The sequence below is a fragment of the Streptosporangium sp. LJ11 genome, from assembly GCF_051918945.1.
Taxonomy (GTDB): domain Bacteria; phylum Actinomycetota; class Actinomycetes; order Streptosporangiales; family Streptosporangiaceae; genus Streptosporangium.
In genome coordinates this window covers 32,544-56,787 of the sequence record NZ_JBPXMB010000007.1, presented here as the reverse complement: position 1 = coordinate 56,787, position 24,244 = coordinate 32,544, and the positions used below count along the sequence as shown (strand labels likewise).

22 protein-coding genes are annotated in these 24,244 nt (G+C 70.5%); 11 read left to right on the top strand and 11 right to left on the bottom strand.

From position 1 onward, the window contains the following. Positions 1-167: 167 nt before the first annotated feature. On the top strand, positions 168-1,730 hold the full coding sequence (locus ACTOQ3_RS12460) for a pectate lyase family protein (protein ID WP_440083540.1): 1,563 nt from the start codon (positions 168-170) through the stop codon (positions 1,728-1,730). Between the two features lie 164 nt (positions 1,731-1,894). On the opposite strand, the gene ACTOQ3_RS12455 is transcribed toward ACTOQ3_RS12460, so the two are convergent. The 7 genes from ACTOQ3_RS12455 to ACTOQ3_RS12425 form a co-directional block, all read right to left on the bottom strand. Beyond that, positions 1,895-2,221 carry a DUF1048 domain-containing protein gene (locus ACTOQ3_RS12455; RefSeq protein WP_440083539.1) on the bottom strand — a complete coding sequence of 109 codons (327 nt, stop codon included), beginning with the start codon at positions 2,219-2,221 and terminating at the stop codon, positions 1,895-1,897. 1 nt (position 2,222) lies between these two features. Continuing rightward, on the bottom strand, positions 2,223-2,579 hold the full coding sequence (locus ACTOQ3_RS12450) for a DUF1048 domain-containing protein (RefSeq protein ID WP_440083538.1): 357 nt from the start codon (positions 2,577-2,579) through the stop codon (positions 2,223-2,225). Further along, positions 2,576-2,902 (bottom strand): PadR family transcriptional regulator, encoded by a 327-nt coding sequence (locus ACTOQ3_RS12445; protein WP_440074183.1) that lies wholly within the window; start codon positions 2,900-2,902, stop codon positions 2,576-2,578. Before ACTOQ3_RS12445 ends, ACTOQ3_RS12450 begins: the two co-directional genes overlap by 4 nt. 1,095 nt (positions 2,903-3,997) lie before the next feature. Continuing rightward, positions 3,998-4,921, bottom strand: coding sequence for an RNA polymerase sigma-70 factor (locus tag ACTOQ3_RS12440; RefSeq protein ID WP_440083537.1), 924 nt, complete (start codon positions 4,919-4,921; stop codon positions 3,998-4,000). 156 nt (positions 4,922-5,077) lie between these two features. Beyond that, positions 5,078-5,551, bottom strand: a complete 474-nt coding sequence (locus ACTOQ3_RS12435) for a carboxymuconolactone decarboxylase family protein (protein WP_440083536.1) — start codon at positions 5,549-5,551, stop codon at positions 5,078-5,080. 107 nt (positions 5,552-5,658) lie between these two features. Next, the gene (locus tag ACTOQ3_RS12430) at positions 5,659-6,378 is read right to left on the bottom strand and encodes an ABC transporter permease (protein ID WP_440083535.1); all 720 of its coding nucleotides are present in this window, start codon (positions 6,376-6,378) and stop codon (positions 5,659-5,661) included. Between the two features lie 32 nt (positions 6,379-6,410). Continuing rightward, positions 6,411-7,295, bottom strand: a complete 885-nt coding sequence (locus tag ACTOQ3_RS12425; protein WP_440083534.1) for an ABC transporter ATP-binding protein — start codon at positions 7,293-7,295, stop codon at positions 6,411-6,413. A 473-nt stretch (positions 7,296-7,768) separates the two neighbouring features. Between ACTOQ3_RS12425 and ACTOQ3_RS12420 the strand changes: the two genes are divergently transcribed. Together ACTOQ3_RS12420 and ACTOQ3_RS12415 are read left to right on the top strand one after the other, a co-directional pair. Then, positions 7,769-8,833, top strand: coding sequence for a sensor histidine kinase (locus ACTOQ3_RS12420; RefSeq protein ID WP_440083726.1), 1,065 nt, complete (start codon positions 7,769-7,771; stop codon positions 8,831-8,833). A gap of 19 nt (positions 8,834-8,852) precedes the next feature. Continuing rightward, positions 8,853-9,455: a response regulator transcription factor gene (locus ACTOQ3_RS12415; RefSeq protein ID WP_440083533.1), complete on the top strand. Its 603-nt coding sequence runs from the start codon at positions 8,853-8,855 to the stop codon at positions 9,453-9,455. Positions 9,456-9,668: 213 nt separating this feature from the next. Here the strand turns inward: ACTOQ3_RS12415 and ACTOQ3_RS12410 are convergent, their stop codons facing one another. Then, positions 9,669-10,541 (bottom strand): helix-turn-helix domain-containing protein, encoded by an 873-nt coding sequence (locus ACTOQ3_RS12410; RefSeq protein WP_440083532.1) that lies wholly within the window; start codon positions 10,539-10,541, stop codon positions 9,669-9,671. Between the two features lie 188 nt (positions 10,542-10,729). Here ACTOQ3_RS12410 and ACTOQ3_RS12405 point away from each other — a divergent pair, with 188 nt between their 5' ends. Further along, positions 10,730-11,587, top strand: coding sequence for an SDR family NAD(P)-dependent oxidoreductase (locus ACTOQ3_RS12405; RefSeq protein ID WP_440083531.1), 858 nt, complete (start codon positions 10,730-10,732; stop codon positions 11,585-11,587). Between the two features lie 327 nt (positions 11,588-11,914). On the opposite strand, the gene ACTOQ3_RS12400 is transcribed toward ACTOQ3_RS12405, so the two are convergent. Further along, positions 11,915-12,715: an IclR family transcriptional regulator gene (locus ACTOQ3_RS12400; protein ID WP_440083530.1), complete on the bottom strand. Its 801-nt coding sequence runs from the start codon at positions 12,713-12,715 to the stop codon at positions 11,915-11,917. A gap of 130 nt (positions 12,716-12,845) precedes the next feature. Here ACTOQ3_RS12400 and betA point away from each other — a divergent pair, with 130 nt between their 5' ends. Further along, positions 12,846-14,486: a choline dehydrogenase gene (gene betA / locus ACTOQ3_RS12395; RefSeq protein ID WP_440083529.1), complete on the top strand. Its 1,641-nt coding sequence runs from the start codon at positions 12,846-12,848 to the stop codon at positions 14,484-14,486. A 15-nt stretch (positions 14,487-14,501) separates the two neighbouring features. On the opposite strand, the gene ACTOQ3_RS12390 is transcribed toward betA, so the two are convergent. Next, entirely contained in the window at positions 14,502-15,419 is a 918-nt protein-coding gene (locus ACTOQ3_RS12390; protein ID WP_440083528.1) for a serine hydrolase domain-containing protein, read from the bottom strand. Between the two features lie 196 nt (positions 15,420-15,615). Here ACTOQ3_RS12390 and ACTOQ3_RS12385 point away from each other — a divergent pair, with 196 nt between their 5' ends. Next, positions 15,616-16,509 (top strand): polysaccharide deacetylase family protein, encoded by an 894-nt coding sequence (locus ACTOQ3_RS12385; RefSeq protein WP_440083527.1) that lies wholly within the window; start codon positions 15,616-15,618, stop codon positions 16,507-16,509. A gap of 77 nt (positions 16,510-16,586) precedes the next feature. On the opposite strand, the gene ACTOQ3_RS12380 is transcribed toward ACTOQ3_RS12385, so the two are convergent. Next, on the bottom strand, positions 16,587-17,582 hold the full coding sequence (locus ACTOQ3_RS12380; RefSeq protein WP_440083526.1) for an RNA polymerase subunit sigma-70: 996 nt from the start codon (positions 17,580-17,582) through the stop codon (positions 16,587-16,589). A 282-nt stretch (positions 17,583-17,864) separates the two neighbouring features. Here ACTOQ3_RS12380 and ACTOQ3_RS12375 point away from each other — a divergent pair, with 282 nt between their 5' ends. The 5 genes from ACTOQ3_RS12375 to ACTOQ3_RS12355 all read left to right on the top strand — a co-directional run bounded on the left by ACTOQ3_RS12375 (position 17,865) and on the right by ACTOQ3_RS12355 (position 24,193). Next, positions 17,865-18,434, top strand: coding sequence for a dihydrofolate reductase family protein (locus ACTOQ3_RS12375; RefSeq protein ID WP_440083525.1), 570 nt, complete (start codon positions 17,865-17,867; stop codon positions 18,432-18,434). 176 nt (positions 18,435-18,610) lie between these two features. Beyond that, positions 18,611-19,414: an IclR family transcriptional regulator gene (locus ACTOQ3_RS12370; RefSeq protein WP_440083524.1), complete on the top strand. Its 804-nt coding sequence runs from the start codon at positions 18,611-18,613 to the stop codon at positions 19,412-19,414. 86 nt (positions 19,415-19,500) lie between these two features. After that, positions 19,501-20,958: an aldehyde dehydrogenase family protein gene (locus tag ACTOQ3_RS12365; RefSeq protein ID WP_440083523.1), complete on the top strand. Its 1,458-nt coding sequence runs from the start codon at positions 19,501-19,503 to the stop codon at positions 20,956-20,958. 38 nt (positions 20,959-20,996) lie between these two features. Further along, positions 20,997-22,190: a quaternary amine ABC transporter ATP-binding protein gene (locus tag ACTOQ3_RS12360; RefSeq protein ID WP_440083522.1), complete on the top strand. Its 1,194-nt coding sequence runs from the start codon at positions 20,997-20,999 to the stop codon at positions 22,188-22,190. Beyond that, complete coding sequence (locus ACTOQ3_RS12355; RefSeq protein WP_440083521.1) at positions 22,187-24,193, top strand: ABC transporter permease; 2,007 nt, start codon at positions 22,187-22,189, stop codon at positions 24,191-24,193. Before ACTOQ3_RS12360 ends, ACTOQ3_RS12355 begins: the two co-directional genes overlap by 4 nt. Positions 24,194-24,244: the final 51 nt, after the last annotated feature.

The window sequence follows — 24,244 nt, the reverse complement described above, 5'->3', positions numbered from 1 at the left end:
TCGTGTGCCTTCACTTGGACCAAGAGAGGGCCGACATGGATGGCCCTGAACCCTTCGCGCGCTCGCCACTTCCGCGTTCGGTCCAGGTACGCGCACGTCTACGCCGGCCACATGGCGGTCGGCGACCACCCCCTGAGCAGGTGTTCGAACACGAAGGTGAGACAAGGATGAGACGAGCAGTCGCGTTGCGACTCCAGGCGGCACTTGCCGCGGTGGTCACCGCGGCCGCGGCCGGTGTGGCCGTGCCGGCGATCCAGGCGTCGGCGGCGGTCGGCAGCGCCACCGGTTACGCGACCGGCAACGGCGGGACCACCGGCGGTGCGGGCGGGCAGACGGTGCGGGCCACCACGGGGACCGCGATCCACGCGGCCCTGTGCGGCCGGGCCAGCGCCGGCACCCCGATCACCATCGAGGTCGAGGGGACCATCAACCACGGCAACACCGCCAAGGTGTCGGGCGAAAGCTGCAACACCGCCGCCGGTGTGATCGAACTCAAGCAGATCAGCAACGTCACGATCATCGGGGTCGGCAACGGCGCCGTCTTCGACCAGCTGGGCATCCACATCCGCGACTCCAGCAACATCATCATCCAGAACGTGACCGTCCGGAACGTCAAGAAGTCGGGCTCGCCCACCTCCAACGGTGGCGACGCCATCGGCATGGAGAGCACCGTTCGCAACGTCTGGGTCGACCACGTCACCCTGGAGGCCTCGGGCGGGGAGTCGGAGGGGTTCGACGGCCTCTTCGACATGAAGGACAACGTCCAGTACGTGACCCTGTCCTACAGCACCCTGCGCAACTCCGGTCGCGGCGGGCTCATCGGGTCCAGTGAGAGCGACCGCTCGAACGGCTTCATCACCTTCCACCACAACCTGTACGAGAACATCGACTCCCGTACGCCCCTGCTGCGTGGCGGCATAGCCCACATCTACAACAACTCCTACGTGAACCTCCACGAGTCGGGCATCAACTCCCGGGCCGGGGCCCGCGCCAAGGTGGAGAACAACTACTTCAAGGACTCCAAGGACGTCCTGGGCACCTTCTACACCAGCGAGGCCGGCTACTGGCAGGTCGCCGGCAACATCTTCGACAACGTGACCTGGTCCGCCCCCGGCAGCGACAACGCCCCCGCCGGACCCAACCCGCAGTCCAACACCACCGTCAGCGTCCCGTACTCCTACAGCCTCGACGGGGCGAGCTGCGTGCCGGACATCGTCCGCCAGACGGCGGGCGCGAACAAGGGGATGCGGGTGTCGAATGGCAGCTGCTCGCCGCAGACACCGACGCCGACCCCGACGGTGACCCCGACGGTGACGCCGACCCCCACGCCCACCCCCACGCCGACGATCACCCCTTCGCCCGGCGGGCCCAACCTCAGCATCGGGGCCGGCTCCGACGGCTCCAGCAAGGCCGACGGGACGAGCTACGGCAACGTGCGGGACGGCAACCTGAGCACCCACTGGTCACCGGCCGGCTCGACCGGTGACATCTCGATCAAGTGGAGCTCCGCCAGGACGGTCTCCAGGGTCGTCATCCGTGAGGCGTCAGGCTCCGTGGGCGTCATCGGCTCCTGGCAGCTCGTCAACGCCGGCAACGGCGCCGTGCTGAAATCCGGCAGCGGGGCGGGCACCATCACCTTCACCCCGACCTCGCTGAGCAAGATCACCTTCAGGATCGCCGGCTCGACCGGCACGCCGAAGGTCGCCGAGTTCGAGACCTACGCCGGGTAGCGGACCGAGTTCCACCACCGATCACCGGTGACGGGGGCGGGGGCCATCGACGAAGGCTCCCGCCCCTTCGGCCGTGGAAGGTCAGGGGCCCGAAGGGGTCGCGTCCAGCGGCGACGGGCTGCTTCGGCCGGTGCGGCGTCCGGACCTCCAGGGGAGATGCGTTGTCACTTCCCGGCCATGCCGGGTTTCCCGCTGATGGACTCCTGATGGATGTCGGCGTAGGTGCGCGAGTCCTTGATCAGGTCGTCGCAGAAGGCGGCGACGTCGTTGCCGATGAGTTCCAGGACTCCCTTGCCGGCCGCGACGCCCTCCTCGAAGAAGTCGATGATCCCTGAGAGCAGGGACCCGTCGGGCGAGTCGACCGGTCCAACCTTGAAGACGTACCTCTGGATCTCCTTGTAGACGATCTGGTAGTCCGGCGGGAGCGCCTTGATCCGCGCCATGTGCGCCCGCCACTGCCTCTTGCCCTCGATGATGTCCTGGATGCCCACGTCAGCCTCCCAGCCGGTCCAGTTTCCTCGCGACGTTCCTGTTCAACTGCTCGCGCCACCGGTCGCGATGGCTCCGACCGCCTTCTCCACCGGCCAGCGCCGCGCAGAAGCCCCCGATGTCGTCACCCAGCACCTCGCGGATGCTCTGCCCGTCGGCGGCTGTCTCTTCGAGCAGTCCCAGAACACCGTCGAGAATCGGCATCAGGTTTCGACCGGTGAAGTCCGAGTAGGGAGAAAGATGACCCTTGATCTCTCCCCACGCCGCCCGGTGGTCGGCGGGCAACGCCTCGGCCCGAGCTTCGAGCGCCTTCCATTCCCTGGTGAGATCGCTGCCGGTGATGGTCTCCCAGAAGTTCATCTCCCGCCCTCCTTGAGCTTGTCGATCCGTGAGGTGACGTACTCCCATTTCGCCCAGAACGTCGCGAGTTCTTCGCGTCCCGCGTCGTTGAGCGCATAGAACTTGCGTGGCGGGCCCAGCCCGGACGGTCGTTTCGTCACCTGGACGAGCCTGTTCTTCTCCAGCCGCAGCAGGATGGTGTAAACCGTCCCCTCGACGACGTCGGCGAAGCCGAGCTCGTTCAGCCGGCGCGTGATGGCGTACCCGTAGGTCTCCTCGTTGCCGATGATTTCAAGCACGCAGCCCTCGAGCGTGCCCTTCAGCATCTCCGTCAGGTCGTCCATCGCGGGTCCTCTTCGGTCTCCTGGTACTCGGTGGTACCGAGTACTACTACAAAGTATCACAGAGTAGTGGACCATGTCGGCAGGTGGCGAGCACAGCCTGCGGGAGCGATTCGGACCATTGGCGCCACGCCCGGCGTGCGGCAGGTGGGGGGGCGGGAGGTTGCGTGCCGGCGGGGGCGCTGTCGTGCAGACCGAACGCGGTACATCCGTTCCCGCCCGCCCCGGGGACCGTCGGCCCGCACGGTGGCGTCGCAGGCCTTCACCAACAGGCACCAGGATGGGATCCCGTCCGATCGAGGTGATCGGACGGGATCCCGTCAGCCCTTTTCGGATCGTCTCGGAAAAACGCCCCCTCCTACCGGACGGATGGTTCGAAGTCCGCCGCGTGGTCCGCCGCCCACCGCGCGAAGGTCCGGCCGGGGCGGCCGGTGAGACGCCGCACGACGGCGGCCCGCTCCTCGTCGACGGGTGCGGGGTCGCGCGCGGACTCCGCCCACATTCGAACAACCAGTCGACGACCTCCGCCGGATAGCCGTCCTGGATCCACCCGTCGCGGGCCTCCACCGGATCCTGCTCCTCGAACCGGATCTCCTGACCGATCGCCGCCCCGATCGCCCTCACCTGCTCGGCCACGGTGAGTGCCTCGGGTCCGGCGAAGGTGTACGTCATGCCCGCGTGGCCGTCCCCGGTCAGGACCGCGGCGGCCGATGTTCCCGGTCGCCCCTGTCACTGGAATCGTCACGTTGCTCCTTTGGTTGCCTGACCGGATGGCGCGACAGGCCGCCGTCGCGTCTTGGCCTTTCGCGGCGGCGGTCGTTTCCGGGATGCTAGGTCGGTTTCGGAACGGTCGCATATGGATCGTTCCAAGGACGTTCGCCGCGCTTTTCGATGGTGACGAGCAGCGGTGGATGTGCCGGCTCGTTCCCTGGCCGAGCCAGGCGGTGGCTCCCTCGCGCACCATGTCGCGGCGCTCGCGCCCGGCGCGGCAGGGCTCAGCCAGGGGTCCCCTGCCTCATCCCCGGGATGGCGGAGTGTTCCCGCCTGTGAAGGTGCCGGGCTGCGTGCGGGAGTTCGAGGCGCGACCGGCCGGCGCGGTCATCTCGCGGACCGGTGTGCCCGTCTCACTTCGCGGTCGATCGCCCAGGCGTCCGCCACCGGGCCCACGTGCCCGAGCTTGTCGGGGTTGATCACCGAGCGGATCGTCTGGATCCGCCCGTCGAATACGTCGAGCGCCAGGGTGTGGAGCACCTTGCCGTCCCGGTCGCGGAAGATCGCGCCCGGCTCGCCGTTGACCTCGTGCGGCTCGAACGTCACGTCGACCCGGGCCAGCCGGGGGACGACGGAGGCGAGCAGCCGGGCCACGTTCCCGGCGCCGACGACGGTCCTGGCCAGCTGCGGGGCCTTGCCACCGCCGTCGCCGACCATCGACACGTCGGCGGCGAGCAGTTCCCGCAGCCCGGCGACGTCGCCTTCGCGGAGGGCGTCGAAGAAGCGCGACGCCAGCTCCTCCCGCTCCTTGCGGACCGCTTCGAAGCGTGGCCGCCCGGCCTCCATATGGTGTCGCGCCCGCACCAGCAGTTGCCGGCACGCCGCCTCCGACCGTCCCACCGCCGTGGCGACCTCGTCGAATCCGAAGCCGAACACCTCCCGCAGCACGAAGACCGCCCGCTCCAGCGGGCTGAGCCGCTCCAGCAGAAGCAACGCAGCCATCGACACCGAGTCGGCCAGCTCCGCCGACCGCGCCGGATCCTCATAGGGGTCGGCGAGCAGCGGCTCGGGCAACCACGGCCCCACATACTCCTCCCGCCGCACCCGCGCCGAGCGCAGCACGTCGATCGAGACCCGCGTCACCACGGCCGCGAGGAAGGCCTTGGCCGACCTGGGTCGTGCCGGGGAGCCGTCAAAGCGCAGCCACGTCTCCTGCACCGCGTCCTCGGCCTCACCGACACTGCCCAGAATCCGATAGGCGATCGAGAACAGCAGCGGCCGCAGCTCCTCGAACTCCTCGACCTTGCTCACGTCCGGTCCCCGTCCCTCGAACCTCTCTCGCCCGGCCGCACTCGCCGGCGCGGGCATCTTCTGGTGATCATCCAGGCCACCGGCGGGCCGGAGCAGCGCCCTGAGCCCGGGGGCTCGGGGGCCGCAGCCGGCCCCCGAGCCGGTCGCCGGTGCCGTTCAGTGGAACTGCCCGGGCTCGTAGTCACCGGCCGGCTGCCGGGTGATGATGTTCAGCCGGTTCGCCGTGTTCATGAAGGAGACCAGGATCACCAGGGCGGCGAGCTGCTCCTTGTCGTAGTGCTTGGCGGCGTACGCCCACACCTCGTCGCTGACCCCGCCGGCCGCATCCGCGACCCGGGTTCCCTCCTCCGCCAGTTCCAGCGCGGCACGCTCGGCCTCGGTGAAGACCGTGGCCTCGCGCCACGCCGCGACCAGGTTCAGCCGCACCGGGGACTCGCCGGCGGCGACGGCCTCTTTGGTGTGCATGTCGAGGCAGACGGCGCAACCGTTGATCTGACTCACGCGAAGCGCCACCAGCTCCTGCGTGGCGGCCGGCAGCGGTGATTCCTTGAGCGCCTTGCCCGCCGCCATGAAGTGCTTGAGGATCTTGCCGGCGGTCGGGTCGGTGAAGTAGTTCAGTCGCGCGTCCATGGGGTGCCCTTCCGTTGTCGTTGACGGCTACACCCTTTGAGACGAGGCGGCCCGGCTCCCTGTGACACGGGCGAACGTGACCTGCGTCTCCCGGCCGTCGGGCGTCGTCATCGGCGCGGCTCCCAGCGGAAGATCCGGAAAGCCAGCACGACGGCGACGACGACCCAGCCCAGCGTGGGTGCCAGGAGGATCAGGGAGTCCGTGACGGGAACGCCGCCGTTCCAGGCGTTGACGGCCAGTTCGGTGGCCGAGCCGCCGGGAAGCAGCCGTTTGAGCAGGGTGAGTTCCTCGGTGCCGGTGAGTCCCACCCAGCCGGCCACGGCGATGGCGCCGAGGCTGACGGGCAGCGTGGTCACCTGAGCGTGCTCGGGGGAGTTCGTCACTCCTGCCGTGGCCAGTCCCAGGCCGAGCATCATGATCATCGTTGAGAGGGCGGCCGCGGCCAGGAGGAGGACGTTGTCCGGCCCGCTCGCGACCATGGCCAGGACGGTCATGATCGCGAGCACCTGGACCAGCGAGATGACGGTGATCGGCAGGAGCAGTCCGGAGACGATGCCGGTGTCGTCGGCCGCGGTGGAGCGCAGCCGCTTGAGGAAGAGGTTCTGCCGGCGTGAGGCCAGGGTGGTCACCGTGGTGGTGTAGAGCCCGAACGCCCCCACGGTGAACATCATTGTCGCCGCGATGTATCCGAGGCTGCCCAGGGCCGTGAAGGCTTCGTGCTGGTAGATGAAGAGCGCGCTGACGGCCACGGGCATGACGAGACTGGTGACCAGAACCAGCCGGTTCCGGAAGATCTGGACCAGCTCGCTGAGAGCGATCGAGAGCATGGCGAAGCTCCTTTCCTGGAAGGTTCGAGTGGCTAGTCGCTGCCGATGGCGCGGAAGACGTCGTCGAGCCGGGTCGGCCCGGCCTGGAGTCCCCGCAGCTCCACCGAGTGGTCCTGCGCCCAGCGGAGCAGGGTGTGCAGGTCCTTCTGCAGGCCTAAGGTCTCTATGAGGAACGTTCCGTTGCCGTCGCGGGTGGCCTGCAGCGGCGGTGCGGGGGCGGGGACGGGCAGGGAGAAGCGGATGGTGGCGGGCATGGTCTGCGTCAGTTCGGAGACGGTCCCCTCCCGGTGGAGGGTGCCTTTGTGCATGAGGCCGATGCGGTCGGCGTGCTGCTGTGCCTCTTCCAGGTAGTGCGTGGTGAGAACGATGGTGGAGCCGTCTTCGCGCAGCCTGTCCACGGTGTCCCACAGATCGTCCCGGGACTGGATGTCCAACCCGGTGGTGGGCTCGTCCAGGAAGATCAGCTCAGGCGTCCCGTACACGGCGGTGGCGAAGTCCAGACGTCGCTTCTCGCCGCCGGAGAGCTGGGACACCTTGGTGCCGGCCTTGCGGGTGAGATTCACGATGCCGAGCACGCGTTCGACCGTGTCCGCGCGCCGGGTGAGGTCTCCGATCAGCCGAACCGACTCCCTCACCGTCAGGTCCGGCGAGAATCCGCTCTCCTGCAGCATGATGCCCATCCTTGGCCGCACCGCCCGCCGGTCGCGGGGGCTCTCCCCGAAGACCCGCACGGTGCCCGAGGTGGCCCTACGGTGACCTTCGACGGTCTCCAGGGTCGAGGTCTTCCCCGCCCCGTTCGTGCCGAGCAGCGCGTAGAGCTCCCCGCGCCGTACCTGGAAGGACAGGTCCTTCACGGCGTGGAAGTCGTCGTAGGTGATATTCAGACGTTCAACGTCGATGACCGGTGTCGAGGACATGTCATCGATCTCAGCAGCCGCCGCGCTCACCGGGCAGTGCGACCACGTCATGACCTCGCCATGACATTCCTGGGGCTGACACATGACGCGGCGTCACTGGTGCCGTCACGGGGTCGGAAGAATACTGGGCGGACTCAGCTGTTCGATCACGGAGGGCCACCCATGGACACCAGGCCCTCGCGCATACCGCTGACGGGGAGAACGACCGTCCTTCTCCCGGTCTGCGTGGCGTTCTTCCCGCACCGCCTCGGTGCCGGTCCCTTTTCCGACGGCACGGAGTCGTGGCCGGAGGACGACCGGTGGCCGATGCGGACGGCCGGGACACTCACCGTGGCGAGCGCTCTGACGGTTCCGGCGCCCGGCCTGACGACTCGGCGACCGGGTGAGGGCCGGTGAGGCCGGTACGGGCGGCACACACGGGGTCCGAGCACGCCGAGGCGTCGCGGGATCGGCTGCGCAGGCTCAATCTCGTCATGTTCCTCCCGCTGCTCGCCGCCGTAGGGGTGCTGCTGGTGGCGAGGGATGCCGAGACCTGGTGGCAAGCCGTCGTCCTGGGCCTGGGCGTGGTCGCGGCCCTGGTGGCCTTCGTGTGGTGGGCGGCGCGCGACATCTCCCGCGTCGCGCTTCCCTGCCTGATCATCACCGCGGCCGTGTGGCTCCTCGGAGTGCTGGTGATGGACAGCCGCACGTCGTTCTACGGTCTTTCGGTCGTGGGCTCCCTCACCATTCCTCAGCTACCGCGCCACCGAGGCGCGGCGGCCCTGGGGCTGACCGCCTACCTCGCCGCCGTAGGCGCGACGAGGCTGTTGATCACACAGGAGGACGTCTCCGGCGTTCTGATCGGATACGTCATCATTCCCGCGGGCGTCACAGCGGTGCTTACCGGCTTCATGTTCCCCAACCAGAGGTTCTACGGCCTCGTCGCGGAGCTGGAGGAGGCACGAGAACGCGAGGCGGAGCTGGCCGTCATCCGGGAGCGCATGCGTTTCGCCAGTGATCTGCACGACATCCAGGGCCACACGCTCCATGTGGTGAAGCTGAAGATCGCGCTGGCCCAGAGGCTGGTGCACAGCGACCCCGAACGGGTGGAGCAGGAACTGCGCGAGGTGCATGCCCTGGTCAGCGACACCATCACCCAGACCAAGCAGCTCGCCTACGCACAGCGACGGCTCAACCTGTCCGCGGAGCTGGAGAACGCGAAGAACCTCTTCGAGGCCGCGGGCATCCACGTGCGCGTCGACCGTGAGGCCGAGGTCGACGCGCACGTGGGCGAGCTGCTCGGCCAGGTCCTGCGGGAGACGACCACCAACATCCTGCGGCACGCGCAGGCCGAGCAGGTGCGCATCACCTTGTCGGAGTCGGGCATCACCATCGTCAACGATGGCGCGCCTGAGGCTCCGCTCCCCGAGCTACGGGGGCTCGCCACGCTCAGGGAACGAGTGGTGGGCAACGGAGGCGAGCTGACGGTGGAGCAGAAGGACGGGTGGTTCCTGACGGCTGCGACGTTCCCGCACGGCCGTTCGGGCGCCGCTCTCTGAAACGGGGAAAGGACGACCGATGACCACCGTGGTGCTCGCCGACGACGAGGCACTCCTTCGCAAGGCGCTGGCGGCGTTGCTCCCGCTCGAGGGCGAGATCACCGTGCTCGCCGAAGCGGAAGAGGGCGGGGCGGCCGTCCAGGCCACGTTGCGACACCGGCCCGATGTACTCGTCATCGATCTGGAGATGCCCGGTGTGGACGGGCTCGAGGCCGTCGCGGAGATCCGCCGTGCGCTGCCGGAGCAGGTGATCCTCATGCTGACCCGCCATGCCAGGCCCGGCGTGCTGCGCAAGGCGCTGAAGCTCGGCGTCCAGGGCTTCGTCAGCAAGTCCGCGGAACCGGCGCACATCGTCTCCGTCATCAAAACCCTGCACGAGGGCAAGCGATGGATCGACCCGGACGTCTCCGCCCGCGCCGTCGTCGACGACTGCCCGCTCACCGACCGTGAGATCGACGTGCTGCGAGTGACCGGCGAAGGCTACTCGGTCGCCGACATCGCCACCCGGCTCCACCTGGCGGAAGGCACGGTGCGCAACTACCTCTCGAACGCGATGCAGAAGACCCAGACCCGGACCCGGCACGAGGCGGCGCGGTACGCGCGTGAACACGACTGGCTGTGAGCGAGGCCGGACAGGTCACCGAACCGGCGGCCGGGGCCCTCGGATCGGCACCCCGCTCACACCTTACCGAGCAGACCCCCGACGACGGCGGCGGCCTGTGGCCCACGTCCTTCGCCGTGGCCGAGCCGGGCGACAAAGCCGAAAACCGGGCGACAAAGCCGAAAAGACGATCATCGCCCCCATCGGGAAGGCCGTGAGCCGGCACCGCGCCTGCTACCCGGTGCGCCGTCCGCGTCCGGCGGCGCCGTCGGAGAGGACCCAGCCGGCCAGGAGGTCCATGGCCTGCCGCGATGCCGTCCCGGCCTCGGTCGTGTAGACGAAGAGGGTCTGATCGGGATCGCCGGGCATCGTGAACGTCTCGTAGTCGATCGTCAGTTCTCCGGCGACCGGGTGCCGGAGGTGTTTGGAGCCGAACGTGCGCCGATACACGCCGTGTTCCTCCCACCATCGCCGGAATTCGGGGCTGCGCGCCACGAGTTCGGTCACGAGATCCTTCGCGGCCTGGTCTCCGGGGTCGTTGCCGATGTCGAGCCGGAGGCTCTCGACGGCCGCGCGCGCCTGCACGTCCCAGTCCAGGAAGAGGTTTCGCGCCTCGTCGGTGAGGAACATCCACCGCGCGTAGTTCCGTTCCCGCGGCCGGAGCGCGTCGAAGTCCGTCAGCAGGGCCCTGGCCATGCGGTTGGTGGCCAGCACATCGGTCCGGCGGCCGAGGATCAGTGCCGGACTGCCGTCCAGGGCGTCGAGGAACCGGTGGAGCCCCGGGCGGACCCTCTGGACGGTGGGGACGCGGCGGCGCGTCCCGGAGACGGGTCCGACCAGGTGCCCGAGGTGATCGCGGCCGGCCGCGTCCAGGCCGAGCGCACGGGCGATCGCGTCGAGGACCCCGGCGGACGGGGTGATCGGCCGGCCCTGCTCCAGCCGGGTGTAGTAGTCGGTGGAGACCCCGGCCAGCAGCGCGACCTCCTCGCGGCGGAGTCCGGGCACCCGCCGGACCCGGCCGTCGGCCGGCAACCCCGCGCGCGACGGGTCGACTCTGCCCCGAGCGCGCCGGAGGAAGTCCGCGAGCTCCCTGTTGCCCACCGTCATGCCCACATTCTCGCAGGAACTGCACGGATCAACCTGGTCCGCCGCGTCCTAGGTTGCCCGGTCCCAGGACGAGAAGGGCAGGTTGTGGCCCTCCTCGGGGTGATCTCGCCACGAAGACTGGAGTCCATGCCGCCGCCGAGCGGGGCCCGGCGGCGGAACACCGACCCATCATCGAGGAGACGATCGACATGACCTACCCCACCGGCACTCCGGCGACCTGGTTCGTCACGGGTACCTCCCGTGGCCTCGGCCTCGAGCTCGTGCGGCAACTGCTCGAGCGTGGCGACAACGTCACCGCGACCACCCGCTCGACCGAGCGCCTCGCCGAGGCCCTCGGCGACGTGGACACCGAGCGGTTGCTGGCTCTCAACGTCGACCTCGGGGACGAGACCGCGGTCGCCGAGGCCGTTCGCCGCACCACCGAGCGCTTCGGAGGTCTCGACGTCGTCGTCAACAACGCCGGCTACGGCTTTCTGGCCTCGGTCGAGGAGACCACCGACGCCGAGGCCCGGCAGATGTTCGACGTCCAGATCTTCGGGCTGTGGAACGTGCTGCGAGCGGTGCTGCCCATCTTCAGGACACGGAGGAGCGGCCACATCCTGAACATCTCGTCCGTGCTCGGCCTGGTCGCCCTTCCGGGCTGGGGCCTCTACTGCGCGGGCAAGTTCGCGCTGGAGGGCCTGAGCGAGGCGCTCGCCGGCGAGGTCGCGGAGTTCGGCGTCAAGGTCACCGTCGTGGAGCCCGGCTACTTCCGGACCAGCTTCCTGACGAGCGACTCGCTGGCGCTGCCGGCCTCGACGACGGAGGGCTACGAGTCCATCCGCGAGATGACCAGGAGCCACCTGGACCTGCAGGGAAGCCAGCTCGGCGACCCCGTGAAGGGCGCCGCCGCGATCATCTCCCTCGCCGTCTCCGGCGACGGGCCGCTTCGCCGGCTCCTGGGATCCGACGCCTACTCCTACGCCGGCGGCAAGGTCGAAGCCCTCAAGGCCGACATCGAAGCCGGCCGCGAGCTGGCCCACACCACGGACTTCCCCCAGCCGTAGCCCGGGGCCGGCCGTCGGCGCCGAGAGTGATCACGACTCGGCCTGCCCCCGCGCCCGGATCGGCACCGACCGGCCACGCGGCGAGCCGGCGGCGGGCCCACCGGCGTACGCGAGGGGCCGTCGCCACTGCTGCCGGCCGGCGGCGGCCGCACGGAGGTCCATCCTTGGCGCTTCGGCGGCAGACCCGCCCAGCGCTCGCCCGGCCGGTGACGGCACGCCGCCGCGACGGCATGGCGGCGCCGCGGCTCACCCGATCCGCGGCGAAGCGGGGCTCGGGGCCGCCGGGGCCCCTGGGGTCGCGCACGGCGACCAGGAGGGACCGGGCGCTCAGATCCGTTCGGTGTGGCCCAGGCGGTGGCTGATGTCCAGGGCTCCGGCGATCATGACCGGTGCCAGCTCGTGCAGCCGCTTCTCGCTGAAGCGGTAGGCCGGGCCGGACGCGCTGACCGCAGCGACGATCTCGCCGTCATGGGAGCGGATGGGGGCCGCGACGGCGTTCAGGCCGATCTCGTACTCCTCGACGGTGACGGCGTAGCCCCGCTCGCGCACCTGGAGAAGCTGCGCCTCCAGCGCGTCGGCCGAGGTGATCGTGTGCGGGGTGTACGGCTCCAGGCCGCCCGCCGCGACCAGCCGGGCCCGGTGCAGGTCGTCGAGGTGGGCCAGCAGGACCTTGCCGCTGGAGGTGGCGTGCAGCGGGGTGAGCTCCCCGACCCAGTTGTGCGTGGTGACCGCCGCAGGGCCGCGTACCTGGTCAAGGTTGACCGCGTAGTGGGAGCGCAGCACGGCGATGTTGACGGTCTCGCCGATCTCCTCGGCGAGACGGCGGCAGACGGGGCGGCTCTGCTGGGTGAGGTCGAGCCGGGAGGCCACCCCGCCCGCGAGGCGGATGATCCCGAAACTGAGGCGGTACTTGCCCCGCTCCTCGGCCTGCTCGACCAGGCCGCGTGACTCCAGCGCGCCCAGCAGCCGGAACGCCGTCGACTTGTGCACCGATATCTCCTGGGCTATCTCGCTCACCCCGGCCTCGCGGCGCTCGGCGAGGATCTCCAGGATGGTGATGGCCCGGTCGACGGACTGGACTCCGCCACTGCTGTCGGCGGTACGGCCGCCGAGGGGATCGTTGCCCATAGCGGGACTGTAGGCGCTGGGGGGCAACAAATGCCACCGGAGGGACAATCGCCGTTGCGAATGGTGCAGCTTATTGCGCTATTCGCTACAATTTTGGCCATTACCTCCTGCTGAACGAGGCGAGGCAGACATGTACGACTTCGTCATCGTCGGGGGCGGCTCGGCGGGAAGCGCCCTCGCGAACCGGCTGTCCGCCGATCCCGCCAACCGGGTGCTGGTGCTGGAGGCGGGCCGCCCGGACTATCCGTGGGACGTCTTCATCCACATGCCCGCCGCGCTGCCCTTCCCCATCGGGAGCCGCTTCTACGACTGGAAGTACGAGTCCGAGCCCGAGCCGCACATGAACGGCCGCCGGATCTACCACGCCAGGGGCAAGGTGCTGGGCGGCTCCAGCAGCATCAACGGGATGATCTTCCAGCGCGGCAACCCGATGGACTACGAGCGCTGGGGCGCCGACGAGGGCATGGAGACCTGGGACTTCGCCCACTGCCTGCCGTACTTCAAGCGCATGGAGAACTGCCTGGCCGCCGACCCCGCCGATTCCTGGCGCGGGCGGGGCGGCCCCCTGGTGCTGGAGCGCGGACCGGTGCGCAACCCGCTGTTCGGCGCCTTCTTCGAGGCGGTGCAGCAGGCCGGATACCCGCTGACCGACGACGTCAACGGCTACCGCCAGGAGGGTTTCGCCCGCTTCGACCGCAACATCAGCAGGGGCCGCCGCCTGTCGGCCGCCCGTGCCTACCTGCACCCGGTCATGAACCGCCCCAACCTGGAGGTCAGGACGCGGGCGCACGTCACCGGCATCCTCTTCGAGGGCACGCGCGCCGTCGGCGTCGAGTACGACGGCCGGACGGTCCACGCGGGCGAGGTGATCCTGTGCGGCGGCGCGATCAACACCCCGCAGCTGCTGCAGCTCTCCGGGGTGGGCAACGCCGCCGAGCTGGACGCCCTCGGCGTCGACGTCGTGCACGACCTGCCGGGCGTCGGCGAGAACCTCCAGGACCACCTGGAGGTCTACATCCAGTACGGCTGCAAGCGGCCGGTGTCGATGCAGCCCGCGATGAAGTGGCGCAACCGGCCGCTGATCGGCGCGCGGTGGCTGTTCCTGCGCAGTGGCCCCGGCGCGACCAACCACTTCGAGGCGGGCGGTTTCGCCCGGAGCAACGACGACGTCGACTACCCCAACCTGATGTTCCACTTCCTGCCCATCGCGGTCCGCTACGACGGCTCCGCGCCGGCGGGCGGGCACGGCTACCAGGTTCACATCGGGCCGATGTACTCCGACTCGCGCGGCTCGGTGAAGATCACGAGCACCGATCCCGCGGTCCACCCGGCGCTGCGCTTCAACTACCTGTCCACCGACCAGGACCGGCGCGAGTGGGTGGAGGCCGTCCGGATCGCCCGCGACATCCTGAACCAGCCCGCGATGGACGCGTTCAACGCGGGGGAGCTGTCACCGGGCCCCGGCGTCGAGACCGACGAGGAGATCCTCGACTGGGTGGCCAGGGACGGCGAGACCGCGCTGCACCCCTCGTGCACCGCCAGGATGGGCGTCGACGCCATGTCCGTGGTCGACCCGCTGTCGATGCGGGTCCACGGCCTCGAGGGGCTGCGCGTGGTGGACGCCTCGGTGATGCCGTACGTGACCAACGGCAACATCTACGCGCCGGTCATGATGGTGGCGGAGAAGGCGGCCGACCTCATCCTGGGCAACACCCCGCTCGCCGCCGAGCACACGGACTTCTACCGGCACCGCGACGGCTCTCCCCGCTGACCGTGCCCGCGCCCCTCACCCGCCGGAGGCGGCGGTCACGATCGCCGGGACGAGGGTGAACGCCGAAAGCCACCCCGGGGGGAGAGCAGCCTCGGAACCGGTGGTCACCGTCACCAGCCGCAGCGCCGGGACGACCACGATGTGCTGGCCCGCGTAACCGCCGGCGACGAAGGCGCGATGCCCCGCGATGCGGGCCGTCCACCACAGGTACCCGTAGGGAAGGTTCTCCGGCGGGCCGCCGGGACTGTGCGCGGCGGTCGCCTCGGCGGCGTAGGCGGGGTTCAGCACGTCGGGGTCGGGGTCGAGCCAGAGTTCGCCGAATCGGAGCAGGTCCAGGGCGGAGAGACGGAGGTGGCCGAACCCGTAGGACAGGCCGTCCGGGTCGCGAGGCCACGTCCAGCCGGTGATGCCCAGCGGGTCGAAGAGCCGCTCGGCCGCGTACTCCTGCAGGTCGCGGCCGAGGGCCTCCTGCAGCGCCGCGGCCAGGACGTGGGCGGCGCCGTTGTCGTAGGCGAAGCGCGTGCCCGGCGCGTGCAGCTGCGGCGCCGACAGCAGGACGTCGACCCAGCCGCCGGGCAGTTCCATCACCTCGTCGATGTCGAAGCGGCCGGTGTGCTCCGCCCCGCCCGACATGGTGAGCAGATGCCGTACGGTCACCTCGCGACGAGCCGGTGGCACCCGGGCGCCGAGCAGGTCGCCCAGCGCCGTCCCCGTCTCGAGCGCGCCGTCCTGGACGGCGAGACCCACCAGGGTGGACAGGACGCTCTTGGTGAGGGAGAAGACGTCTCCCGGCTCGTCCGGCCGCCGCTCCCGGTAGGTGTGCCCGGCGAGGACGTCTCCGCGGTACGCCACGACGAGGTGCTCGGTGGCGGAGTAACGCGGATCGGTGCGGATGGCCGTGTCCGCGGCCGCGATGGCGTCATGGAGGCGCATGACAGCAGACCCTGCCACACGGAGCGTTTCGTTTCCCAGCGGGTGCACCGCGCCCAGACCTGGGACGGTTCGGCGGGTGGTTCGTCATGGCGCGGAGCCCACCCGGGGGAGCGCGGTTTCCCCCGCATGACTCCTGCCGGGACCGCTCAGAACAATCGACTGGACGTGCCCCTCACCGCTCCTTCACCCTGCGGCTATGGACGACCATGCTTTTGAGCCCGCGGCCGCCACTCCCTCGGTTCTGTCGAGCGAGCTGCTGGGTTTCCCTCCCGATGCCCGGGTGCTCATCGTGAACAACGACGACTTCGGGATGTACCACGCGATCAACGCCGCGGTCGTCGAATCGATCGAGGAGGGGATCGCCAGTTCGTGCAGTCTGATGGTGCCGTGTCCGTGGGCGTCGCACGCCATGCATCTGCTCCGCCATCGACCGGAGATCCCGTTCGGGATCCACCTCACACTGTTCTGCGACACGACCCACTACCGGTGGGGGCCGCTGACCGCGAAGGAGAAGGTGCCCTCGCTGCTCGACGAGGCGGGCGAACTGTTCACGCCCGCCCAGGTTCCCGAGCTTCTCGCCCGGGCTCGTCTGGACGAGGTGGAGCTCGAGTTCCGCGCACAGGTCGAGGCCGTGGTCGGCACCGGGCTGACGCCGACCCATCTGGACTGGCACTGTCTGGCCGATGGCGGACGCGACGACATCTTCGACCTGACCGTGGCGTTGGCCGGGGAGTACGGCCTGGCGGTGCGGGTCTGGCTCGAACCCGGACGCCGGAAGTCACGACGGCGGGGCATGCCGGTCACCGACAACGATTTCCTGGACAGTTTCAGTCTCGACATCGACGGCAAGGCGGCGCGATACGCCGAGCTGCTGCGCGACCTGCCGGTCGGCCTGAGCGAGTGGGCGGTGCATCCCGGCCTGGGCAACGAGGAGGCGCGGGCGATCGACGGCGGTTGGCGCGTACGCCGGACCGACCACGAGTTCCTGACATCGCCGCAGGCCCGCGAACTCCTCCGGCAGGAGGGGATCGTCGTGACCGACTACAGGACCGTCCAGCAGGCCTGGTCGCGGACCGGCGCGCCCCGGTAGATCGGCAGTGCGCCTTGCGGCGACGCGGTGCCACAGGGCCGGTGTGCCGGGCACGCCGGCGTCCGCGCGGACCCGCTTCACAGGCAGGCGGGCAGGCCGAACGCCGGGAACATCGACGGTTGTTCGAAGGCGGCGATATCGGTCAGCCGGCCGTGCTCGATGTGGAGCACGGTGAGGACGAACGGGTGGAACGCCTCGTCTCCGGGCCGGCGCAGGTAGCCGGCCGCGCCGGGCCGGCCGTTGGCGGTGATCGGCAGCAGCCGCCAGTCGCCGAGGGCGTTCATGCCGGCCCGCAGGGCGCGGGCGGTCTGCTCGCGGCCCGTCCACTGCCCGATCGCCGGGGAGATGGACAGCCGGACGTCCTCGTGCAGCACCGCGATCAACGCCTCCGGGTCGGCCTGTTCGTGGGCGGCGATGTAGCGCTGGAGCAACCTGCTCTGGTCCGCGTCGGGTTCGGCGGCCGGGGCCCAGTCCAGCCGGCCGCCGGGCCAGCGCCGGTGCAGCGTGGCGTGGGCGCGTTGCAGGGCGCTGTTGACCGCGGGCACGGTCGTCTCGATGAGGGCGGCGACCTCGCCGGCGGACCAGGTCAGCACGTCGCGCAGGATCAGCACCGCTCGCTGCCGCGGCGGCAGCACCTGGATCGCGGCCAGGAACGCCAGCGACATCGTCTCCCTGCTCACCGCCGTCGCCTCCGGGCCGGGCCGGTCGGCGGCCGGCTCGTCCAGCAGGGCGTCCGGATAGGGCTGCAGCCATGGCATGGCCGCGACGGACGGTTCGGCGCCCGACGGCGCCCCGGTCGCCCGGCGGGCGTCGCGGCGCAGCGTGTCCAGACAGGCGTTGGTCGCGATCCGGTACAGCCAGGTGCGCGCGCTCGACCGGCCCTGGAAGCTCCCGCGCGAGCGCCAGGCCCGCAGGAACACCTCCTGGACATGGTCCTCGGCCTCGTCGAACGAGCCGAGCATCCGGTAGCAGTACACGTGCAACTCACGCCGGTGGCGGCGGGTGAGATCGTCGAAGTCCGGCTCGTCGCCGCTCACTGTGCTCCTCCTGTCAGGGGCCCGGGCCACGCCCATTCTGGCGCGGCCGGATGCGCGGGTGCTCGCGTGTTCGCGTGCCGGGGGGCCGGGGGAGTGGCGGGCCGGCGAGCGACCGATGAGTTTCGCCGGCCCGCACGTCTGTACGGATGAACGGCCTCACGGAGGACGGCTGTACGGATGAACGGCCTCACGGAGGACGGCTGTACGGATGAACGGCCTCACGGAGGACGGCTGTACGGATGAACGGCCTCACGGAGGACGGCTGTACGGATGAACGGCCTCACGGAGGACGACGCGACGACGGAAGGGAACAGGACGATGGCACTTGTGGAGGCGAACATCTCGATGTCGCTGGACGGCTTCGTCACCGGCCCGAACCTCGACCGGTACCCCGGACTGGGCGAGGGGGGCGACATCCTCCACGCCTGGATCGAGGAGGACCGGGGCATGGACCTCGCCATCGGGGAGGAACGCCAGATCGCCGGGGCTGTCATCACCAGCCGGAAGGTCTACGACGAGACCGGGGGCTGGGACGCCGAGGACGGGTTCTACCGGTTGCCGGTGTTCGTGGTCACCCACCGCCCGCACGACGTGGTCGTGAAGGGCGAGACCACGTTCACGTTCGTCACCGGGGGCGTCAAGCACGCCGTCGAGCAGGCGATCGCGGCCGCCGGGGACAGGCGGGTGCACATCATGGGCGGCGCCGGCATCATCCGGCAGGCGCTGGCGGCCGGGCTGGTCGACGAGCTGTTCGTGCACGTCGCCCCGGTGATCCTGAACGGCGGGACCCGGTTGTTCGATCACCTCGGCGGTCCGATCCGGCTGGAGCGGGCCGAGGTGATCGAGTCCCGCCACGCCACTCACCTGCGGTACCGGGTCCTGAACTAGCGCGCCGGCCGAGCCCGGACCCGCCGGCGGCGGGCCGGTGACACCGGCCCGCCGCCGGCGCGGGTGACACGGCGGCGAGATCATGACGTACCGCGCCGGGAGGTGCGACGGGGCGCGGCGGCGCCGGGAAGCGCCCGGGAGGCGGGCCTCGTGCGTGACCCGCTTAAAGTTGTGTCATGAGCAACGAGCTGGAGAGAGATGGCGCTGCGGTGCAGTCCGTCGACCGCGCGCTGTCCGTCCTGCGGCTGCTCGCCCGGCACGGCGACCTGGGCGTCAGCGAGATCGCCGCGGAGCTGGGGGTCCACCGCTCCACGGCGTTCCGCCTCGTCATGACGCTGGAGCTGCACGAGCTCGTCGAGCAGACCGCCGACCGGGGAAAGTACCGCCTGGGAGTGGGGATCGTCCGGCTCGCGGGCGCCGCGACCGTGAGGCTCGACGTCGTCCGCGAGAGCCGCGCCACCGGCGAGCGGCTCGCGGCGGCGGTCGGCGAGACCGTCAACGTGGCCATCCTCGATCGCGACGAGGCCCTGTACGTCGACCAGATGGCGGGCCCCTCGGCCCTGCAGGCCTACAACTGGGCGGGACGGCGGGTGGCGTTGCACGCGACGTCCAACGGCAAGGTGCTGCTGGCCCACGCCCCGAGGGAGCGGCTCGAGCAGCTGGCCGCCGGGCCGCTGCGCCCGTTCACCGACCTGACCGTCACCGACGCCGGGTTGCTGCGCGAGGAGCTCGACGCCGTCAGGAGGCGCGGGTACGCCACCGCCGCCGACGAGCTGGAGATCGGCCTGACCGCGGTGGCGGCGCCGATCTTCAACGTCGAGGGCGCGGTCGTCGCCTCGATGAGCGTGTCCGGGCCGACCTTCCGGCTGCCGTCCGAGCGACTCCCCGGGGTGGCCGAACAGGTGATGGCCGCCGCGAGTGAGGTCTCCTCACGATTGGGCTGGCACGGTAATGAAGACCGTAAAGCCTTGACTGCATGAACAAAAAGGGTCGATTCTGTTCCTCGTTAAGCATTCTGATGCGCCATACGCAACGGATCATGCGGTAACCGGAAGGACGGCCGCTCGTGTCAGATCTCTACCTCGGTGGCACCTGGAGGGATTCCGTCGCGGGCGGCCACCGTGAGATCCGTTCACCGGCCGACGGCGGCCTGGTGGCGACCGTGTCGGAGGCCACCCGGGCCGACACCGAGATCGCGATCGCCGAGGCCCGCGCGGCGTTCGACGAGGGCACCTGGGCGTCCACCCCGGAACGCGAGCGCGGCGCGCTGCTGCTGAGAGTGGCCGACCTGCTCGAACGGGACGTCAAGAACGTGGCCAGGGCCGAGTCGCTCGACACCGGCAAGCGGCTCGCCGAGAGCGAGTACGACGTCGCCGACGTGGTGGCCTGCCTGCGCTACTTCGGCGGCATCGCCGGGACCGACGCGGGCCGCGTGATCGACACCGGCCGCGACGACGCGATCAGCCGCGTCGTCCACGAACCGGTCGGGGTCTGCGGCCTCATCACCCCGTGGAACTACCCGCTGCTGCAGGCCTCCTGGAAGGTCGCCCCCGCGCTGGTCGCGGGGAACACCTTCGTCCTCAAGCCCAGCGAGCTCACCCCCTCCACCGCGATCCTGTTCATGCGCCTGCTGGAGGAGGCCGGGCTGCCCCCGGGCGTCGGCAACCTCGTCCTCGGGGCGGGCGCCGAGGCCGGCGCCCCGCTGGCCGAGCACCCCGATGTGGACATGGTGTCGTTCACCGGCGGCCTGGCGACCGGCCGTACGATCATGGCGTCGGCGGCGGCCACGGTGAAGCGGGTCGCGCTGGAGCTCGGCGGCAAGAACCCCAACATCGTCTTCGCCGACGCCGACGTCGAGACCGCCCTCGACTTCGCGCTCACCGCCGTCTTCCTCCACTCCGGGCAGGTCTGCTCGGCCGGCGCCCGCCTGCTGGTCGAGGACTCCCTGCACGACACCTTCGTCGACGAGCTCGTACGCCGCGCCGCCCGCATCCGCCTCGGCGGCCCCTTCGACCCCGAGGCCGAGACCGGCCCGCTCATCTCCGCCGCGCACCTGGCCAGGGTCGAGGCGTACGTCGCGTCCGGCGTCGCGGAGGGCGCGGTGCTGCGGTGCGGCGGGGAGAGACTCCCCGGCGCGGGCCATTTCTACCCGCCGACCGTCCTCGACGAGTGCCACCGGGGCATGCGGGTGGTCCGCGAGGAGTCCTTCGGCCCCGTCCTCACCGTCGAACGCTTCGGCGACGAGGACGAGGCGGTCCGCCTCGGCAACGACACCGACTACGGCCTGGCCGGGGCGGTGTGGACGCAGGACGCGGGGAAGGCCCAGCGGGTCGCCGGGCGGCTCCGGCACGGCACCGTATGGATCAACGACTACCACCCCTACGTCCCGCAGGCGGAGTGGGGCGGCTTCAAGCAGTCGGGCATCGGCCGCGAGCTGGGCCCGGCCGGCCTGGCCGAGTACCGGGAGACCAAGCACGTGTGGCAGAACGTCCGCCCCCGCCCGCAGCGGTGGTTTCGCAGCTGACGGACGCCCCCCGTCCCCAGACGACCCGTGAGGTGGTCATGACCATGACATCACCGACCCAGCAGGCGCGGCCTGGAGCCGCCGCGCGGAACGAGGACCGGGCCGTCCTTGACGTGCGAGGTCTCTGGAAGGTCTTCGGCCCGCGTCCCGACCGGGTCGTCGGGACCCCGCTCGCGGAACTCCCGCGGAGCGAGCTGAGGGCGAGAACGGGCTGCGTGACCGCCGTCCGCGACGTCTCCTTCACCGTGCGGCCCCAGGAGGTCTTCGTCGTCATGGGCCTGTCCGGCTCCGGCAAGTCCACCCTCGTACGCTGCCTGACGCGGCTCGTCGAGCCGACGGCCGGAGAGGTCCTGTTCGACGGCGAGGACATCCGCAAGGCGGGCGACAGGCGGCTGCGCGAGCTGCGCCGGCACCGCTTCGCCATGGTCTTCCAGAACTTCGGGCTGCTGCCGCACCGGCGGGTCCTGGACAACGTGGCCTACGGGCTGGAGATCCGCGGCATGCGGAAGGAGGCCCGCTACGAGCGGGCCAGGGAGATGGTCGAGCTCGTCGGCCTCTCCGGTTCGGAGGACTCCTACCCCGACCAGCTGTCCGGCGGCATGCAGCAACGCGTCGGGCTGGCCAGGGCCCTCGCGGTGGACCCCGACGTGCTCTTCTTCGACGAGCCCTTCTCCGCGCTCGACCCGCTGATCAGACGGGACATGCAGAACGAGGTCATCCGCCTGCACCGCGAGGTCGGCAAGACGATGATCTTCATCACGCACGACCTGAGCGAGGCGCTCAAGCTCGGCGACCGCATCCTCATCATGCGCGACGGCGAACTCGTCCAGATGGGCACGCCGGACGAGGTCGTCGGGGCGCCGGTGGACGACTACGTGCGCGAGTTCGTCAGCGACGTGCCCCGCGCGAACGTGCTCACCACCCGCTGGATCATGCGCCCGCCCCGGCCCGACGAACCGCTGGACGGTCCCGAGGTCGGGCCGGACGTCGTCGTCCGCGACGTCGTGCACACGGTCCTGCGCGCGACGCGCCCGGTCAAGGTCGTCGAGGGCGGCGAGTTGCTGGGGGCCGTCACCGCGGAGGAGGTCCTCGGTGTGCTCGCCGAGCCGTCTCCGGACGGGGTCTCCGGTGAATCCGCCGAGCCGTCTCCGGACGGGACTTCCGGTGAGCCCGGCAAGCCCGGTGAGTCCGGTGGGCCCGCCGGGTCCGGCGGGTCCGGGGAGCAGGGGTGACGGCCACCCCGGCCACTCCGGCCACCCCGGCGGGTGGCCTGCGGCGCCTGCCCGCCTGGCCCCGCCGCTACCTGCTCGCCGCCGTCGTGGCGGCGTGGGTGCTGATCTGGGTGTTCGTCCAGGGCCGCGACACCTTCCAGCTCGGCGGCGCGGAACTGACCCCGCTGCACGTGAGCGTCAACGAGGCCAGTGAGGTCATCGACAACAGCAGGAACGAGAACCCGTTCTTCCTGTACTTCGTCAACTACATCCGGCTCTTCCTCGACGAGTCCGTCACGTTCGTCCAGGCGCTGATCAGCCAGCCGTCCTTCGGGCGGCCACTGCCGGTCGTCGGCTGGCTGGGCGTGGTCGCCGTCGCCACGGCGGTCGCGCTGCTGTGGGGCAACCTGCGGGTCGCCCTGCTGACCGCGGCCGGCTTCGCCTCCTTCGGCCTGCTGGGCCTGTGGCAGGAGAGCATGGACACCCTCGCCCTCACCCTGGCCGCCGTCGTGCTCTCGCTGCTGATCGGCGTCCCGCTCGGCGTCTGGGCCGGGGTGAACGACCGGTTCAACCGCCTGGTCACCCCGCTGCTCGACTTCATGCAGACGATGCCGACGTTCGTCTACCTCGCGCCGCTCACCCTGTTCTTCCTCATCGGTCCCGCGAGCGCCACCGTGGCGACCGTCATCTACGCCGTCCCGCCCGCGATCCGCATCACCGCGCACGGCATCCGCGAGGTGCGGCCCGCGATCCTGGAGGCGAGCACCTCCCTCGGCTCGACCGCCTGGCAGTCGCTGAGGAAGGTACGGCTCCCGCTGGCCAAGCGGACCATCATCGTCGGCGTCAACCAGACCATCATGGCCGCGCTGTGCATGGTCACCATCGCCGCGCTGATCGACGCCCCCGGCCTGGGCAAGACCGTCGTCAAGGCGCTGGAGACCCTCGACGTCGGCAGCGCCTTCAACGCGGGCCTGGCCATCGTCGTGATGGCCATCGTGCTCGACCGGGTCACCTCCGCCGCAGGGCGCCGCGTCGAGGCCCGGCACCGGGCCGGACGCTCGCGCGGACCCGGCCGCCGCCGCGCGGAGATCGGCGCGGTCCTGGCGGTCACCGGCGTGCTGGTCTACCTCTCCCACGTCTACGTGTGGGCCGCGGAGTTCCCCAGCGAGGCGAACCTGGGACGATACGTCCGCCAGGGGGTCGACGCGGCCACCCTGTGGGCGCAGGACAACCTCGCCGTCTACACCGGCGCGTTCAGGAACGCCGTCTCCTACGGCCTGCTCAACCCGTTCGAGGCGCTGCTCACCGGCTCGCCGTGGTGGCTGGTCGGCGCCGTGCTCATCGCGTTCGCCGCGATCCTGGCGAACGTCAGGATCGTGCTCGTCACCGCGGTCTGCGTCGCCCTGCTCGTCGCGCTCGGCCTGTGGCAGGACAGCATGGTGACGCTGGCCTCGACGCTGGTGGCCACCGTCCTGGTGATGATCCTCGGAGTGGTGCTCGGCGTCTGGATGGGGCGCAGCGACCGCGTCGACCAGCTGGTGCGGCCCGTCCTCGACGCCGGGCAGACCATGCCGCCGTTCGTCTACCTGGTGCCGATCCTCGGGCTGTTCGGCGCGACCCGGATCACCGCGATCATCGCCGCGGTCGTCTACGCGGCCCCGGTGGCGGTCAAGCTCACCGCGGACGGCATCCGCGGCGTGGCGCCGAGCGCGGTGGAGGCCGCCACGGCCGCGGGTTCCAGCACCTGGCAGCTCATCACCAAGGTGCAACTGCCGATGGCGCGCAGCGCGCTCACCCTCGCGGCGAGCCAGGGACTCATTTACGTGCTCGCCATGGTCGTCGTCGGCGGCCTGGTCGGCGCGGGCGCGCTCGGCTACGACGTGGTGGCCGGCTTCTCCCAGCTGCAACTGCGGGGCAAGGGACTCGCCGCGGGCGTGGCGATCGTCGTACTCGGGATCATGCTGGAACGCATCACCCGGACGGCGGCGCGGCGGGCCGACGCCGAGACGCACGGCGCCCGGTGAGAGGCAGGGCGAGGCGGGGAGCAGCGGGGAGACGGACCGAGAAAACGGGCG

Coding starts and splice junctions, on each gene's coding strand:
- ACTOQ3_RS12415 (WP_440083533.1), top strand. CDS start 8,853: ATGACCACCGTGGTGCTCGCCGACGACGAGGCACTCCTTCGCAAGGCG.
- ACTOQ3_RS12380 (WP_440083526.1), bottom strand. CDS start 17,582: ATGGGCGTGGCCCGGGCCCCTGACAGGAGGAGCACAGTGAGCGGCGAC.
- ACTOQ3_RS12450 (WP_440083538.1), bottom strand. CDS start 2,579: ATGAACTTCTGGGAGACCATCACCGGCAGCGATCTCACCAGGGAATGG.
- ACTOQ3_RS12370 (WP_440083524.1), top strand. CDS start 18,611: ATGAGCAACGAGCTGGAGAGAGATGGCGCTGCGGTGCAGTCCGTCGAC.
- ACTOQ3_RS12430 (WP_440083535.1), bottom strand. CDS start 6,378: ATGCTCTCGATCGCTCTCAGCGAGCTGGTCCAGATCTTCCGGAACCGG.
- ACTOQ3_RS12460 (WP_440083540.1), top strand. CDS start 168: ATGAGACGAGCAGTCGCGTTGCGACTCCAGGCGGCACTTGCCGCGGTG.
- ACTOQ3_RS12420 (WP_440083726.1), top strand. CDS start 7,769: ATGTTCCTCCCGCTGCTCGCCGCCGTAGGGGTGCTGCTGGTGGCGAGG.
- betA (WP_440083529.1), top strand. CDS start 12,846: ATGTACGACTTCGTCATCGTCGGGGGCGGCTCGGCGGGAAGCGCCCTC.
- ACTOQ3_RS12360 (WP_440083522.1), top strand. CDS start 20,997: ATGACCATGACATCACCGACCCAGCAGGCGCGGCCTGGAGCCGCCGCG.
- ACTOQ3_RS12405 (WP_440083531.1), top strand. CDS start 10,730: ATGACCTACCCCACCGGCACTCCGGCGACCTGGTTCGTCACGGGTACC.
- ACTOQ3_RS12375 (WP_440083525.1), top strand. CDS start 17,865: ATGGCACTTGTGGAGGCGAACATCTCGATGTCGCTGGACGGCTTCGTC.
- ACTOQ3_RS12425 (WP_440083534.1), bottom strand. CDS start 7,295: ATGTCCTCGACACCGGTCATCGACGTTGAACGTCTGAATATCACCTAC.
- ACTOQ3_RS12435 (WP_440083536.1), bottom strand. CDS start 5,551: ATGGACGCGCGACTGAACTACTTCACCGACCCGACCGCCGGCAAGATC.
- ACTOQ3_RS12390 (WP_440083528.1), bottom strand. CDS start 15,419: ATGCGCCTCCATGACGCCATCGCGGCCGCGGACACGGCCATCCGCACC.
- ACTOQ3_RS12385 (WP_440083527.1), top strand. CDS start 15,616: ATGGACGACCATGCTTTTGAGCCCGCGGCCGCCACTCCCTCGGTTCTG.
- ACTOQ3_RS12410 (WP_440083532.1), bottom strand. CDS start 10,541: ATGACGGTGGGCAACAGGGAGCTCGCGGACTTCCTCCGGCGCGCTCGG.
- ACTOQ3_RS12445 (WP_440074183.1), bottom strand. CDS start 2,902: ATGGACGACCTGACGGAGATGCTGAAGGGCACGCTCGAGGGCTGCGTG.
- ACTOQ3_RS12400 (WP_440083530.1), bottom strand. CDS start 12,715: ATGGGCAACGATCCCCTCGGCGGCCGTACCGCCGACAGCAGTGGCGGA.